The sequence below is a fragment of the Leptospira alstonii serovar Sichuan str. 79601 genome (assembly GCF_000347175.1).
Lineage (GTDB): Bacteria > Spirochaetota > Leptospiria > Leptospirales > Leptospiraceae > Leptospira > Leptospira alstonii.
In genome coordinates this window covers 16,354-30,000 of the sequence record NZ_ANIK01000029.1, presented here as the reverse complement: position 1 = coordinate 30,000, position 13,647 = coordinate 16,354, and the positions used below count along the sequence as shown (strand labels likewise).

At 43.7% G+C, this 13,647-nt stretch carries 15 protein-coding genes and 1 pseudogene (1 of these 16 only partly in view); 7 read left to right on the top strand and 9 right to left on the bottom strand.

Annotated elements, in window-relative coordinates:
- The 3 genes in view from LEP1GSC194_RS23405 to LEP1GSC194_RS07200 are tightly spaced (each overlapping or abutting the next) and all read left to right on the top strand, a layout consistent with a single transcriptional unit that may run on beyond the window.
- Window positions 1-55, top strand: partial view of a flagellar basal body L-ring protein FlgH gene (locus tag LEP1GSC194_RS23405; RefSeq protein ID WP_036041700.1) — the final stretch only. Its footprint begins 653 nt before the window's first position; 55 of the gene's 708 nt are visible here — the last part of the coding sequence; its start codon lies off the left edge, out of view; the stop codon is at window positions 53-55.
- Window positions 52-1,152 carry a flagellar basal body P-ring protein FlgI gene (locus LEP1GSC194_RS07205; protein WP_020772981.1) on the top strand — a complete coding sequence of 367 codons (1,101 nt, stop codon included), beginning with the start codon at window positions 52-54 and terminating at the stop codon, window positions 1,150-1,152. Before LEP1GSC194_RS23405 ends, LEP1GSC194_RS07205 begins: the two co-directional genes overlap by 4 nt.
- A complete protein-coding gene (locus LEP1GSC194_RS07200) occupies window positions 1,152-1,625 on the top strand; it encodes a rod-binding protein (RefSeq protein ID WP_017808686.1) in 474 nt (157 codons plus the stop codon). Before LEP1GSC194_RS07205 ends, LEP1GSC194_RS07200 begins: the two co-directional genes overlap by 1 nt.
- A 57-nt stretch (window positions 1,626-1,682) precedes the next feature.
- Here the strand turns inward: LEP1GSC194_RS07200 and LEP1GSC194_RS07195 are convergent, their stop codons facing one another.
- The 6 genes from LEP1GSC194_RS07195 to LEP1GSC194_RS22925 all read right to left on the bottom strand — a co-directional run bounded on the left by LEP1GSC194_RS07195 (window position 1,683) and on the right by LEP1GSC194_RS22925 (window position 7,942).
- Complete coding sequence (locus tag LEP1GSC194_RS07195) at window positions 1,683-3,932, bottom strand: YhjD/YihY/BrkB family envelope integrity protein (protein WP_020772958.1); 2,250 nt, start codon at window positions 3,930-3,932, stop codon at window positions 1,683-1,685.
- A 3-nt stretch (window positions 3,933-3,935) separates the two neighbouring features.
- Window positions 3,936-4,823, bottom strand: coding sequence for a class I SAM-dependent methyltransferase (locus LEP1GSC194_RS07190; RefSeq protein ID WP_021064652.1), 888 nt, complete (start codon window positions 4,821-4,823; stop codon window positions 3,936-3,938).
- Entirely contained in the window at window positions 4,799-5,443 is a 645-nt protein-coding gene (locus tag LEP1GSC194_RS07185) for a class I SAM-dependent methyltransferase (protein WP_020772964.1), read from the bottom strand. The genes LEP1GSC194_RS07190 and LEP1GSC194_RS07185 overlap by 25 nt, the downstream gene beginning before the upstream one ends.
- Window positions 5,430-6,689: an ATP-grasp domain-containing protein gene (locus LEP1GSC194_RS07180; RefSeq protein ID WP_020772962.1), complete on the bottom strand. Its 1,260-nt coding sequence runs from the start codon at window positions 6,687-6,689 to the stop codon at window positions 5,430-5,432. Before LEP1GSC194_RS07180 ends, LEP1GSC194_RS07185 begins: the two co-directional genes overlap by 14 nt.
- A gap of 220 nt (window positions 6,690-6,909) precedes the next feature.
- The gene (locus tag LEP1GSC194_RS07175) at window positions 6,910-7,407 is read right to left on the bottom strand and encodes a DUF1579 family protein (RefSeq protein WP_020773010.1); all 498 of its coding nucleotides are present in this window, start codon (window positions 7,405-7,407) and stop codon (window positions 6,910-6,912) included.
- A gap of 67 nt (window positions 7,408-7,474) precedes the next feature.
- Complete coding sequence (locus LEP1GSC194_RS22925) at window positions 7,475-7,942, bottom strand: hypothetical protein (protein WP_232424451.1); 468 nt, start codon at window positions 7,940-7,942, stop codon at window positions 7,475-7,477.
- A gap of 17 nt (window positions 7,943-7,959) precedes the next feature.
- Between LEP1GSC194_RS22925 and LEP1GSC194_RS07165 the strand changes: the two genes are divergently transcribed.
- The 3 genes from LEP1GSC194_RS07165 (at window position 7,960) to LEP1GSC194_RS22570 (ending at window position 10,253) form a co-directional block, all read left to right on the top strand.
- Window positions 7,960-8,928 (top strand): ankyrin repeat domain-containing protein, encoded by a 969-nt coding sequence (locus LEP1GSC194_RS07165; RefSeq protein ID WP_020772995.1) that lies wholly within the window; start codon window positions 7,960-7,962, stop codon window positions 8,926-8,928.
- A 206-nt stretch (window positions 8,929-9,134) separates the two neighbouring features.
- Complete coding sequence (locus LEP1GSC194_RS07160; protein WP_020772971.1) at window positions 9,135-9,773, top strand: hypothetical protein; 639 nt, start codon at window positions 9,135-9,137, stop codon at window positions 9,771-9,773.
- A 111-nt stretch (window positions 9,774-9,884) separates the two neighbouring features.
- On the top strand, window positions 9,885-10,253 hold the full coding sequence (locus LEP1GSC194_RS22570) for a hypothetical protein (protein WP_036041674.1): 369 nt from the start codon (window positions 9,885-9,887) through the stop codon (window positions 10,251-10,253).
- Window positions 10,254-10,352: 99 nt separating this feature from the next.
- Here the strand turns inward: LEP1GSC194_RS22570 and LEP1GSC194_RS07150 are convergent, their stop codons facing one another.
- From LEP1GSC194_RS07150 to groES, 3 genes are all read right to left on the bottom strand, one after another.
- The gene (locus tag LEP1GSC194_RS07150) at window positions 10,353-11,021 is read right to left on the bottom strand and encodes an SIMPL domain-containing protein (RefSeq protein WP_020772969.1); all 669 of its coding nucleotides are present in this window, start codon (window positions 11,019-11,021) and stop codon (window positions 10,353-10,355) included.
- A 103-nt stretch (window positions 11,022-11,124) separates the two neighbouring features.
- Window positions 11,125-12,762 carry a chaperonin GroEL gene (gene groL, locus LEP1GSC194_RS07145; RefSeq protein ID WP_020772975.1) on the bottom strand — a complete coding sequence of 546 codons (1,638 nt, stop codon included), beginning with the start codon at window positions 12,760-12,762 and terminating at the stop codon, window positions 11,125-11,127.
- A 14-nt stretch (window positions 12,763-12,776) separates the two neighbouring features.
- Entirely contained in the window at window positions 12,777-13,067 is a 291-nt protein-coding gene (groES, locus tag LEP1GSC194_RS07140) for a co-chaperone GroES (protein WP_003003827.1), read from the bottom strand.
- A gap of 167 nt (window positions 13,068-13,234) precedes the next feature.
- Here groES and LEP1GSC194_RS21180 point away from each other — a divergent pair.
- Window positions 13,235-13,611: pseudogene (locus tag LEP1GSC194_RS21180) on the top strand (putative toxin-antitoxin system toxin component, PIN family).
- The last annotated feature ends 36 nt before the right edge of the window (window positions 13,612-13,647 follow it).

The window sequence follows — 13,647 nt, the reverse complement described above, 5'->3', positions numbered from 1 at the left end:
AAAACAAAGACTGATTCTGAACCATCTGAACCGGCTTTTGGGAGAATCACAATGAAATTCAAATATTCTATTTTTTGCATGTTTTTATCCTGTGGCTTTCTTTTTTTAGGGGTCGTTTTTTCTCTTAATGCGGCCGAGTTGAGATTGAAAGACATCGCGAAAATCGAAGGTATTCGGGAAAATCAAATCGTCGGTTACGGAATCGTAGTCGGACTTCCGGGCACGGGCGACGGCAAAACTCCTTTTACCTCCGAAAGTATGAAAAATTATCTGAAGAACCTCGGAGTGGAAGCCAATCTCAAACCCGATCAAACTCGAAACATCGCATCCGTTTTGATCACCGCAACGATACCGACTTATTCCCGCAAAGGAGATAAGTTGAACGTGGTCGTTTCTTCCATCGGAGACGCCAAGTCTTTGGAAGGCGGAGTTCTCTTACAATCTCCTTTGAAAACCGCCGGAGATAAAACGTTCGCCGTAGCTTCGGGTGTGATCTCTTTCGGAGGAAGACAGGAACAGGAAAGGGGAAGCGGCGGGAGAGGAAATAAAAAAACCGTCGGGGTGGTTCACGGAGGAGCGATCGTCGAACAGGAGTTGGATCAGAATTTTTACGCTTCCGAAAGGGTCCAGATTCAATTGGAGAACCAGGACTTTACGACCTTAAACACGATTGTCTCTCGGATTCGTTCCATTCTTCCCGGAAAACACGGGATCGGACCCGAGTCGGTCGTTCCCGTTTCTCCCTCCGAGATCAATATCGTCCTCGGAAAAACTTTCGAAAACAAGTCGGACGCATTCTTAACTTTGTTAAGCGACATCGAAAATCTAACCGTGGAAACTCAAATCAAACCGAAAGTCGTGATCAACGAAAGAACCGGAGTGATCGTGATGGGAGGAAACATCACGATCGAAGAAGTCGCCGTGTCCCGATCCGGACTCAACCTTTCCGTTACGGATAAAAATCGAAAACGCAATTGGTTGGGAAAAGATCAGGAACCGTCAAAGAGTTCCTTTTTGATCGAAGAATCCACGAGCGTAGGAGACGTGGTCGAAGCCTTAAACAAAGTGGGCGCGTCCACAAGAGACATCGTAGCAATCTTAGAAGCTCTGAAAAAATCGGGCGCGTTACACGCAGAATTGGAGATACAGTAATGATCGATTCCATCCCGGATTATACGAATAGACTCAACCTTGTCGAAAGACCGGAAGTCAAAAGTCTTTTGAACTTAGAGAACAAAAATAAGAATAAACCCGCTTCTTCGTTTCCTGAATTGCTCCGGGAGGAGTTTAACGAAAAACTTTCCGGTAAGATCAGTTCCTCCGAGATCAGACTTCCTCACAATATCAAGGAAGAGATCGCGGCCGATCCCTATCGTAAAAAACTATATTCAGCTTCCGTTGAATTCGAATCCATCTTCGTAAAGATGATGTTGACCGAAATGAAAAAAACCGTGGAAAAGTCGGGACTGATCGACGGGGGACATGCGGAGGAAATTTTTGAGGATATGCTTTACGACGAATATTCCAAGAATCTTTCTTCCAATTCTTCCTTAGGACTTGCGGAACAGATCTATCAGTCCTTGTCTTCCAACCTGCCCGCCCGAAAGATCAACGAAAAGGTTTAAAAAAACGTAAACTAACGCGAGTTCGGTTTAACCCCGACGTTTATCCGCTAACAAAAGTTAGTCGATCAGGTCGCTGAACTTGATTCCGTCCAGATCGTTCTGTAGTTTTTCCTCCGTTTTTTCGATCTTGGAATTGATGTTTACTGGAAATAGTTTCAGTTCCTTGTCTCCCGTCAAAAGAGGTTCCGGAATTTTCCGATAAACGTCTCCGAGGCTCAAATCGGTCGGAGATGCGATCGGGACGAATTCGTTTTTTTTCGTTATCGACAACAATTCCAACTCGCAGAGTTTTTTGGTAAGAACCGGAATTTCCTCCTCTTTCAATCTCGAAACCGAAGAAAGTTCGACGGAAGAAGAGGGCGTCTTCTTTTCTTTTTGGATCCGATACGCGGACTTCAAAGTCAAAATCAATTTTCGAAACTCGTTGCTTGGCGAACCGTGCATTTCTTCCAAGGAATTTAGCGGTGCGAGATATCTTTCCCTGAATTGAAGAGACGCTGTGATTTCCGCTCCGAACAAGACAATTAGAGAAAGTGAATATACTCCCAAAAGAAAAATCGGAACCGCCGCCAACGCCTTGTAGATGATCATCGTCGTCTCGCTGAACGAGGAAAGATAAACCTGAAATCCCCAGAGGAAAACGAGAAAGATGATACCCGTAACCGCGGCTCCCACGGAAGACGCTTTCAAAGGAACCTTCGTATTCGGAATCAAGGAATAAAGACTTAGGAAAAAGAGCCAAATCCCGGAAAGAGGAAATAAAATTCTCAGGACGGAATAGATCGTAAAAACGCTGTCCCCTCCGGCGATTCGGGTCGTCACAAACTTCTGATCCTTGGATTCGGTGAGACTAACGGTTCGATATTCGCCTACGTTGAGTATTTTGATCTTTCCGTTTTCCTTTCTTTCCAAAAGAAGATTGGCCCATAACTTACCGTTCATCGGAGTATAAAAAGGATTCCAGTGGTCCCCTAAATCGGTGGAAATGAGTATGTTCCCCAAACTGTCCATGAGGAATAATTCCGTTATATCGGGACCGGTAAAGGACCAGATTCGTACGAAGTTGTATCGTTTGTGACTCAGTTCGACCCAACCGTTTCCGCCGTCCCGGGAACGATACAAAACTCCTCTTTCTCCCGTCAAAAAAATCTCACCGAGCTCGGTTCGATGAATATCATGAAACGCTAAATGAGTCAACCGGTTCGGGTAAAAATTGAATCCGCCGTCGTTGCTCGTCCATACGGTCCCCGATTCGTCAGCGATATAACCGTTTAAACCGTCCGGAAAATATACTTTGGAAGCGTTCATCTTCAGTCTGTCCTTGAAGATCGGTTTGAAGGAGATTCCCTCCGGAATGTAGTGCAGAACTTCACCGTTTTTGAATACAATGAAAATGTTATTTGAATTGACGACTTCCATGTCCTTAAGTTCCACTCCTTCGAAGGAAGTCAGGGTCCAGGCGGGAGATTCGATCGGTTTGATCAAAAGCGCCCCTTTTATCGAAAGCGCGTAGATGATTCCTTCCCGAATTTTGATTCGAATAAAATCGGAGTCTCCTATGTCCGGCTTTTTGCAGAAGTCCAGTCTTCCGCCCAAGTTATCCAAACATTTCATGTTTTCGAAATCGATCTCTTCTTCCCGGATGGAATATTCCTTTTTGAGATTGGAGTCCATTCGAAACAGGGTTCCGTTTTCTCCGCTCACCCAGATTTTTCCGGAAGGATCCTTTTCCATGGAGAAGTAGTGGGAGGGTCTGAAAAAATTGATCGTCTTGTTGGCGACTCCTTCTCCGATCACAAAAAGAAGAGGACCGATCGCCAAAACGAAAAAATAAAACACCAGTTTTTGAAAAAGGGATCTGCTGGAACGGATCTTCCAAATTCCGTTAAACGCGCTTTCCAAGGAACGCAAAACCGCTGTGGCCGAAAACACCAAAATCACGAAACCGATGGCGCCGATTTGGGAAGCCGTATCGATCAGATCTCCGATCGTTTCGAGATAGGTATTGATATCCACGTTGATGTTGCTTTGCAGGATGAAAGTGTTGATCGTATCGAAAATTTCTTCCTTTCGATTTTCCAAACCGGAAGTGATCGTAATCAAGGATAAGGCGACGGTGAGCATCGGAATCAGGGATACGATCGTCGTGTAGGAAATTCCGGACGCTTGCATAAGACAATCGTCTTTGATAAAACGATACGCGGAACCTACGATGATCCGGATGAATAGGACGAAAATTCTTAAAAACCCTTTTTCGGGAATCTTATCCGAATCTGTCAACCAACCGGGTTTAAAAAGATGATACATCGTTTATTCCGCCTTAAAGCTGTACAAAACCATGGACGAAGTCAAAGGTCTGCCTTGTTTTTTGAATTTACTTTTCCAGTGATAAACACCGATCCGAATCCATTTCCAATAATCTTTCCAGGATTCGAAACTTCCCCGAGACTTAAGTAACTTTGAGAAGAGTGAAAAATCCACTCCGGGATAAGTGATATGATTGTTAAAACCGGAGCGATCAAGAATTTTTTTCAGATTCGATTCCGAATAATAATAAAAATGTCCCGGAAGATAGTAGTGATAACCCGCACCCGCGTCGATCGCTTGTATACCTTCGAAGTTCGCGGTTTGTAAAAGCAACAATCCTCCGGGTTTTAAAATTCGACGCAGCTTTTGAAAAACTTTCTCGGGTTCTAAAAGGTGTTCGATCACTTCCACGAGGGTGATCACGTCGAAAAAATTTTCGGGAAGATCCGCGTCTAAAAATTCTCCCTGAATCACTTTCAATCCTCTGGATCTTGCGGCTTCGGCGGAGTAAGAGGAGATTTCCACGCCGGTGACGCCGAACCCCGCTTCCTTGGCGCAGTTTAAAAATCCTCCAAAAGAACAACCGACGTCTAAAAATTCGCCGGAGCGTCTGAATCTTCGGATATTTTTGATGCGGGCTTTCCAAACGTAACGATCGAATTTTTCGGTTTGTCTCTCGTCCCGGTACGAAAATTCTGCGTTCCCGGAATAATACTCTTCGGTGTAAAGTTCGGAGGGTTCCGGCCTGGGATATCGGGTCTGAAGGCCGCAGCCTTTGCATAAGTAAATTGGAATATTATAATTTTTAAATGTGGAGAGATATAAGAATTTCCAGTCGATTGTCCGGCAGCAGGGACAGGTTTCGTTTAGAGTTTCGCCAGAAAAATCCAATGACAAATCCTTTCTTCCAATTTTCCCAAAGGGGTTCTTTCGGTGTAACCGAAATCTACGCGGGAGAAATCCTTTAAGTCCTCTTGCAATTCCTCCAATGTATAAAAACGGGAGTAGGCCCCTTTTAAGTCGGGGGTTTGAATCGTCGTTCCCCGCGCTTGAAGATGTGTGTCGCCCGCAGCGCGCACCGATCCCGCGAGATGTCCTCCTTTTTTGAGAATCCTCGTTTTCTCTTTCAGGATTTCCCGGGCTACTTCCGCGGAATTGTAGTGGAGAACTCCCCAACTTACGATCAGGTCGAAAAAATTTCCCTCAAAATCGAAAGGAGGATTGCCGCCTAACGAGGCTTTGACGAAAGGGCAAGTTTCTCGAACTGTTTTTATCGAATTTTCCGTATAATCCGTCGCGTAAACTTGATAGCCGAATTCGTTTAACAAAACACAATGTCTTCCTGACCCCGCGCCGAAATCCAAGGCTTTCCGTTCGGGTTTTTTGTCGGAGTCGCCTCCGATCTTGGAAAGCATACGGACCAGATTTTCGTCCGGATAACCTAACCTGGATTTGGTTCTCGTATAATGTAGGTTCCAGGCGGATCTGGAAGAAGGTTCAGACGGATTCAAATTTACCTTCCAGTCTTTGGAGAACGGATTGTTTCCAGTTTTCCAAAGTCTGATCGTTTTGATCGGGACCTAAGATCCCGACACTTCGAGTTCTTACGGCGTTTCCTTCCGACGTTCTTAAAATTTCTCCGCGTTGTTTCAACTTACGATCGAAGATGAGTTTTTCTTTTCCTTTCATAACGAATTCGGAATGTTCCACGAGTTTGGATTTCCCTTCGGGAGGAGCGGAGAAAAAAATTCCCGCATATTTTTTGGGAATTTGCGAATAGTGCCGGAACGGTTTGATTTTTTCTCGCGTTAAAAGTTTTATTAAATTCTCGAAATAAGAAGAACCGAAGTAATTCGGAATCAGTGTGTCGGCTAAAAATTCTCCTCCAACTTCGGGGACCGCTTCGATGAGATAGATCTCTCCTTGCGGATTGATTCTGAATTCCGCTACAAAAGGACAATTGTCCATCTTGGTCGCGGCGACGAGGGCCCTACAATTGAGAAGAATTTCCCCGATCAACTCGGAACGTAAAAAAGGAAGAGTATGAGCGATTTCTAAATAAGGCGGAAAATGAGTCACGTCCTTATGGGAGATACACGCCGGAAAAAATTCCCCGTTTTGAACCAGACCGCAGACCGTGATTTCAAAACCCGGAACGTATTCCTCCGCGATCCATTCCTCCAGATCTGCGTTATGCGCGCTTGCCTTCTTTTTGGACAAGGAAGTCTTCGGACGAGCGGTTTTTTTCTTGGATTTGAGAAAACGCTCCCATTCTTCGGGATTGTGAAAGGTCCTGATCCCTTCTTTGCCGTTTCCCCGAGCGGGTTTGTATACGAAAGGGAACTGATTTTTGACGATCGTCGCACCTGCGCCGTAGTTTTCAGGAGTTAAAATTCCCACTTTGTCTGCGGCTTTTTTGAGTAAATTCTTATTCGAACAAATCTCGACGCTTTCAAGGCTAGCATAACGCAGTTTTAATTTGTCCGCAATGTAGGAAGTTGTATACGTCGCTTTTCCGTAAGAACGTGTGCCGACTCCGATGATTTTTTCCTGAAGAGGAATTTCGGAAACCGCCTTTAGAATCTTACGATATTCCGTAACGGACTCCATGATTCTGAGGGAAGACAACGCGAAACCGGGCGCACGATCGTTTTGATCCACGGCGATCACCGAGTAACCGAGGCCGATCGCAGCGGAGATCAAGGGAACTTGATTGGGACCGGCGCCGATGGAAAGGAAATATCCCTTTTCTTTCATCTTCCGTAGGTTTCTTTTTACACGCGAGAAAGTCAAAGGATTTTTAGCGGAATCGGAACGATATCTTATCCGAATGTTTTAAGTTGTGTCTTACGAAGTTCGAAGGGATTTTTTCGATTTCGATTTTCCGAAAAAAATCGATACGAAAACGTAGGATCGAAAATTATATTCCTCTTTTTGAATATATCAAACGAACGAGATTCCTTTCGAAAGATCGATTTCAGACAACGCGTTCGTAAAGGATACGAACCCCGCCCGCTTTTTCTCCGTTCGGTCTGTGGTTTTGGGAGAAGATGATCAGTCTGTCATCGCCGTCTTTTTCCAAACTGGTTTTCCAACCCCAACTGGTTTCCGGAGTTTCACCACCGTAGTGTCCTGTGAACGACCATTCTTTCGCGCCGGGGCTTCCTTCGGAGAATAGAATTCCGGTTCCCATTCCGAAACTTTCGACCCAAGCCGACTCGTATCTTTGTTTGTCGATATGATATCCGTAGATCGCGATTCCTTCGAAAGGTTCTCCTCCGTAACTTCCCTTGTATTCGTGAAGAAGAAATCTTCCGCCTAATATCAGTTTAATGGTTCCCGTTATCGGAGATTCGTCGGTGACTTCTCCCTCTTTGAACATCATCTGGTTGACGCCTTTCCAATTGCCCGTATAAGATTCGAATTCCTTGTGAACGCCCTCTCGTTTTGAGGTTTCAAATTTTTCTTTACCCATGATTAGAAACTAAATTCAATCTGGGAAAGAAATCAAGAAGGATTTTTCTTAGAACGAAATTTGCCTGTCATTCAAAGGAAGTTCGTATGTCCCCGCCCAACTTTGTTCTATTCTCCGATGTTTGTTTTGGAAAATACAATTCTTCCACAAATTTACAATGAAGTCTAAAACTTCCGATCGGATCTATATCCCAATAAAGAAATATACTTTCTCGTTCGGATTTTCGTTTTGTATCAAATTGGATGCGATTGACTCTTTCAATCAAAGGATGTTTTCTAAAATTCGACTTTTTAGATTCCGTTCCTTTCAGTAAGGAAACTCTTGTGTTGATGTATCTTTCACTGATTAAAATCGGAGATTGAGGAATTGATTTCTGAAAAATCATTCCATTTGAGCCGATCGTAATTCGGCTCAATGAAAAGTTTAGAAAGAATGAATGATATCCGATACAAACAAGGTTAAAAGTATTTCTGGATTGACCGGGCTCTACTTTCAACTTTGAATGAATTTTCAGAATCGAGAGAACGTGATTCAAAAGGGAAGAGGTTAACGATGAAAAAAAATGGTTGGATTCCAAGAAAATGGATTTTGTTAATCGTCTTGTGTTTCATAGGATTCTCGTCTTTCTTATTTTCAAAGGAGGTTTCGAATTATAAGAATCAGCTTTTATTCGAAGCGGTTGCTTCTGAAAATTTGACTGAAATCAAAAGACTTCTGGATCTGGGCGCCGATCCAAATTCGGAATGTCCTAATGAATATTATTATGTTATTAATATCTATGATAAGTGTACTTTGTGGGATGTGGTGATTCGGGAAAATTTGCATCGAACCCTTTCTTTGTTACTGAAGGGGGGGCTCAAAGAAAAATATGTAGGAGGAGCCCTCGACTCGGCAGCAGAATTTCAAAGGTTAGAAATTGCGAAAATTCTTATACAACATGGATTTAAAAAGGATCAAGGTCATGCTCTGGAATTCGCTTCTACTCATTGTAATCTTTCTATGTTGAGATTACTTCTAAAAGCCGGACTGGATCCAAATACGAGTAAAGACTGGGTGGATATGTACGGTTCTTCTATTGCAGGCTCTTTTCGTAAAGATTGTGTTCCGGTCGCCGTGGAACTGATTCAAGCGGGAGCGGATGTAAATAAAGACCCGAAGCTTATGATATGGGCGGCTAGAAGTGGAGCGAAGGATGTGTATTTTGTTCTTAAAAAAACGAACGTAAAATTCGATGTGAAGACCGTTTTACAAGAAGCTAAGAAAGGATACGAAAATATAGAAAAAATGATTAAAATATGGGACGGTCCCTACGGAGGATTGCCCGAAGAGTCGGACGACGAAGAAGAGGACATCGTTTCGATCCAAGCTACTTCTAATGGACCGGAATATTATAATTCTCAAGGAAAACGAGTAGACTACGACTCCGTCAAGGAACGAGAATTGAAATATTTGAATATTAGATTAGAAAAATATAATGATATAATCAAGGATCTCGAATCGATTTTGAAAAATCGGAAATGATTTTAGAAAAGACGAACCGCTCCGATCTTATTTTTCATTTTCGCAAAAGTGTTTCTGCAGATTGTGAATTCATGCGAATCTTATTTTGATGTAAAATTTCGGATTTTATAGAAGGTCCTTAACTTAAAAATCAATGTTGTATTTTAAAAACAAATTTTAAAGTTGATTGAACAGAATTTGCACGAACATTTTTAAAGGAGAATAACTTGGGGCTTGCGGTTGTAGTAGGGATATTGTCTGAGGATTGGTATGATCCGGAAACCTTGGATTCTTTCCGGAAAGAATTTGAGAAAGTGAATCGTCTTTTGGCGGACAATGATCTGCCTCTTCATAAAGAACCGGAACGTCTTCCTGTTTTGGAAAACCGCTGTGAATTGGATAGTTACCCTTATTCGTACTTACATTATTTACGCCGGGCATACGCTTATAGAGTGAACGATCCGACTTGGATGGCGGAACCGATTCTCGACTCCGAAGATCCGGCTTTTGATCCGGTAGTGGAAGAAGAAACGGATAAATTCGAGAGTCACCTGCTTTGTCATTCCGATGCGGAAGGCTTTTATATTCCGATCGATTTTCATCCGGTTTTGTTTGAAGAAGAGAAAGATCAAATTTTAGGCGGCATGCTCGGGTCCAGCCAGGGTCTACTTGAAGAGTTGATATTTGTGGCGCCCGCTTTGGGAATTCAACTGAAAGACGGAGAACTTTCTCAGTCTGAAGTGGATGCGATCAATTCCGGACTGGGTACTGAGGAAGGTGTTTGGATAGAACGTACTGTCTGGCTTTCGTTATTTGAAGCGGCCCGGCTCAGTATAAAACACGGAACCGCAATTTGTTTTTGCTAATTGGTCTTAAATACTTCGCTTCATAGGTTGTTCGATCTGGGAACATAGTTTTCTATTGATTTGGCGTCGGTTTTGAATAATATTACATCAAAATGTTTCAGGTGTATTCGGATGGCAAAAACAATTACTCTCCGCGTCGATGATCGTCTTTATAAAGCCATAAAACATGCGGCTTCCACACAAAATCGTACGGTTTCAAACTACTTGGAAACCGTCGCCCGTTCCTTTATCCTTGAGGAACAGTTTGTGAGGAGATGGCCGAGATCCTCGCGCATCCTGAGTTTGAAGAGAATCTCAAATCCGCTCTCGATGATAGGAAGCAGGGCGGCCGGTTCGAGTTTGTCCGGTAAGTTTCGTCTCGCAGAAACCAAAACTTTCCTGAAGTCCCTTCAGAAACTCAAACTATCCGAACTTCATGAACGGCTCCGTTTATCCGGAAATTGCCGCAATCGCAAGGATGCCTACAAAAAACGCAAATGACGGACATGTTAGCCGCATAACAAACCAACCCCCGATCCTCCGACAAACGGTTTTCTTTTGCATACGAGGTTGTAATGGGAGTCAGGACTTTACATCGTTCTACTGAACTTCGAATTCCACGCTGACTTTCACTTGAATCGTTCTTTCACCCACGGAAATGGGAGGTTGATCGGAGCCGTTTTTTCCCATAAAGTAGACGACCTGAGGGTTTACCATGGAATCGGATTCGACCACTTTGAGAGCGGTCACGTTTGTTTTTCCGACTGATTTTGCGAGTATGAGAGCCTTGTTTTTGGCGTCTTCGTAGGCGGCGGTCAAGGCTTCCTTTTCCTGTTTTTTCGTGGAGTCCGCTTTGAATTCGATACCGCTTACGTTATTAACTCCCAGTTTTTGAACCTCCAGCAGCAAATCCTTATAGAGTTTGAGATCCCTGAGTTTGAGAAGAATCCCGGAGGATGCGAGATAGGGTCTTTGTTTTCCCTCTTGCAGATATTGTCTCTGAAGCGTATAGTCCGTACTGTAAATATCCTTGGATGCAATCTTGAATCCTTTGGAAAGGGTTTTGATCACGTTAGACGTTCTTTCCAGATTTTTTTCCTGGGCCGCTTTGGGCTCCGGGTCTTCCACTTCCACGGAGAAATTCATCTGCACGTAGTCGGTTTCCACGATCGCGGAACCGCTTCCTGAAACGGTGATCGTTTGTCTGGTTTCGGATACGATTCCCAGAAACGGAACCGTGAAAAGGAGGAGGGCGATAAGTTTTTTCATACTATTTCCTGAATATTCTTAATATATAAAATTTAATATTAAAAAGGCGGAAGAGGAAACCTCGACCGCCTTTTGCGTGAACAAAAAGGATGTGGGGAATGAATTACATCATTCCGCCCATTCCTCCCATACCGCCGCCCATTCCCGCCATCGGGTTCGGAGCGTCTTTTTCCGGTTTGTCTGTGATCGTAACTTCGGTAGTCAGGATCATAGAACCGATGGAAGCCGCGTTTTGCAGAGCGGAACGAACCACTTTCGCAGGGTCAACGACTCCGGCTGCGAGCAGATCTTCCCATACCATAGAGAGCGCGTTGAAACCTTCGTTTCCTTTTTTGCTCTTCGCGTGTTCAACGATCACGGATCCTTCCAGACCAGCGTTGTTCGTGATCATACGGATCGGTTCTTCCAGCGCTCTGAAAATGATTTTCGCACCCGTAGCTTCGTCTCCTTCCAGCTTCAGAGCGGAGACCGCTTCTTGCGCTTTCAGTAGAGTCAAACCGCCTCCGGGAACGATTCCTTCTTCCACCGCCGCGCGAGTAGCCGAAAGAGCGTCTTCCACACGGGCTTTTTTCTCTTTCATTTCCACTTCTGTGGCGGCGCCTACGTGAATGACCGCGACTCCACCTGCGAGTTTTGCGAGTCTTTCTTGGAGTTTTTCTTTGTCATACTCGGAAGTAGTGTCTTCGATTTGTTTTTTGATCTGACCGATTCTTCCTTGGATGTCCTTCGTCTGGCCTTTGCCTTCGATGATCGTAGTGTTTTCTTTGTCTACGGTCACTTTGTTGGCGCGGCCAAGCATTTGAAGAGTCGCGTTTTCCAGTTTCATTCCGAGGTCTTCGGAAATCACTTGTCCGCCGGTAAGAATTGCGATGTCTTCCAACATGGATTTTCTTCTGTCACCGAAACCGGGAGCCTTAACGGCTACGCAAGAGATGGTTTTTCTGAGAGTGTTGACTACGATGGTAGCGAGCGCCTCTCCTTCCACTTCTTCGGAGATGATCACGAGAGGTTTTCCGGCTTGAGCCACTTTTTCGAGAATGTGGATCAGGTCTTTCATGGAAGAAATCTTTTTATCATAGATCAGAATGAAAGGATCGTTCAGAGTTGCGATCATCGCTTCCGCGTCCGTAACCATGTAAGGGGAAATGTATCCTCTGTCGAACTGCATTCCTTCCACAACGTCTAACGTGGTTTCGATGGACTTCGCTTCTTCGACCGTGATCACTCCGTCTTTTCCGACCTTGTCCATCGCGTCTGCGATCAGAGTTCCGATCGTGTTGTCGTTGTTTGCGGAGATGCTGGCAACGTTTGCGATGTCTTTTTTGTTTTCGATCTTAACCGCTCTTTTTTGAATACTTTCCACGGCCGCGGTTACCGCTTTGTCGATCCCTCTTTTGAGAGACATCGGGTTTGCGCCTGCGGTTACGTTTTTCAGACCTTCGTTGATGATGGATTGAGCGAGAATGGTTGCAGTGGTGGTTCCGTCTCCTGCGACGTCGTTCGTCTTCGTGGAAACTTCCTTTACCATTTGCGCGCCCATATTTTCAAGAGGGTCTTCGAGTTCGATTTCTTTGGCAACGGTCACACCGTCTTTCGTGATGGTGGGAGCGCCGAATTTTTTATCGATCACTACGTTACGACCTTTGGGGCCGAGAGTAACTTTTACCGCGTTCGCGAGTTTGTTCACTCCTTCTAGGAGTTTGCGTCTTGCTGTTTCGTTGTATTCAATATCTTTAGCCATGATTTAACTCCTGATTATTTTTTAACGACGGCCAGAATATCGCTTTCACGGATGATGAGGTATTCTTTGCCTTCCGATTTGATTTCAGTCCCGGAATATTTTCCGTAAAGGACGGTATCGCCTGCTTTTACTTCGAGAGGAACGAGTTTCCCGTCTTCATATTTACCGCTACCGACTTCGACAACTTTTCCTTCCTGAGGTTTTTCTTTTGCCGTATCCGGAACGAAAATGCTACCGATCTTTTCCTCGGCTTCCTGTCTTGGTTCTACGAGGACTCTGTCACCCAGAGGTTTAATCGATGCCATAGACTAACTCCTTAAAATTATAAAATTAGCACTATATTGATGAGAGTGCTTATGTAATTTTTCATTAAAAAAAATCATTTTCAAAGAGTCAAGCACTTTAATGGGGAGAGTGCTAAATTTGATTGGAAAGGAAGTAGAATTGCGAGTTCGGCACTTTATCCGATCATATCGGATTTTGGCTAAAAACGAGGTTTGTTTTCCAAGATTTAATCAATGAGGTTTTTACAGGATATGTTTCGAGAGAAATATTAGATGAAATAGAATCTACGCTCTCTAAATCAAAATTTAAACTTGATGATAATCTTATTCAGATTCTTTTATCTGAAATTAGAGATATCACAACGCTTGTTAAAAATAAACCTATTCAGGATTATTTGGATTTAAGAGATAGAGATGATTATCACATCCCGGATCTGCTTTTATTGCAAAAGTGGATTTCCTAATAACCGGAGATAAAGATTTATTAACTCTTCAGAAAATTAAGAATTTTAGCGTCATTAGTCCGGATGAGTATTTACATATTAAAGAAGGAAATAAAATCTAATTCGAGGGTGTCCGTGTCGTGAAATTTCGTAACATC

What these genes read in the sequence shown, in the direction of transcription:
- groL (WP_020772975.1), bottom strand. Translation starts at nt 12,762, where the DNA reads ATGGCTAAAGATATTGAATACAACGAAACAGCAAGACGCAAACTCCTA.
- LEP1GSC194_RS07165 (WP_020772995.1), top strand. Translation starts at nt 7,960, where the DNA reads ATGAAAAAAAATGGTTGGATTCCAAGAAAATGGATTTTGTTAATCGTC.
- LEP1GSC194_RS07200 (WP_017808686.1), top strand. Translation starts at nt 1,152, where the DNA reads ATGATCGATTCCATCCCGGATTATACGAATAGACTCAACCTTGTCGAA.
- LEP1GSC194_RS07150 (WP_020772969.1), bottom strand. Translation starts at nt 11,021, where the DNA reads ATGAAAAAACTTATCGCCCTCCTCCTTTTCACGGTTCCGTTTCTGGGA.
- LEP1GSC194_RS07195 (WP_020772958.1), bottom strand. Translation starts at nt 3,932, where the DNA reads ATGTATCATCTTTTTAAACCCGGTTGGTTGACAGATTCGGATAAGATT.
- LEP1GSC194_RS07180 (WP_020772962.1), bottom strand. Translation starts at nt 6,689, where the DNA reads ATGAAAGAAAAGGGATATTTCCTTTCCATCGGCGCCGGTCCCAATCAA.
- LEP1GSC194_RS22570 (WP_036041674.1), top strand. Translation starts at nt 9,885, where the DNA reads ATGGCAAAAACAATTACTCTCCGCGTCGATGATCGTCTTTATAAAGCC.
- LEP1GSC194_RS07205 (WP_020772981.1), top strand. Translation starts at nt 52, where the DNA reads ATGAAATTCAAATATTCTATTTTTTGCATGTTTTTATCCTGTGGCTTT.
- groES (WP_003003827.1), bottom strand. Translation starts at nt 13,067, where the DNA reads ATGGCATCGATTAAACCTCTGGGTGACAGAGTCCTCGTAGAACCAAGA.
- LEP1GSC194_RS07175 (WP_020773010.1), bottom strand. Translation starts at nt 7,407, where the DNA reads ATGGGTAAAGAAAAATTTGAAACCTCAAAACGAGAGGGCGTTCACAAG.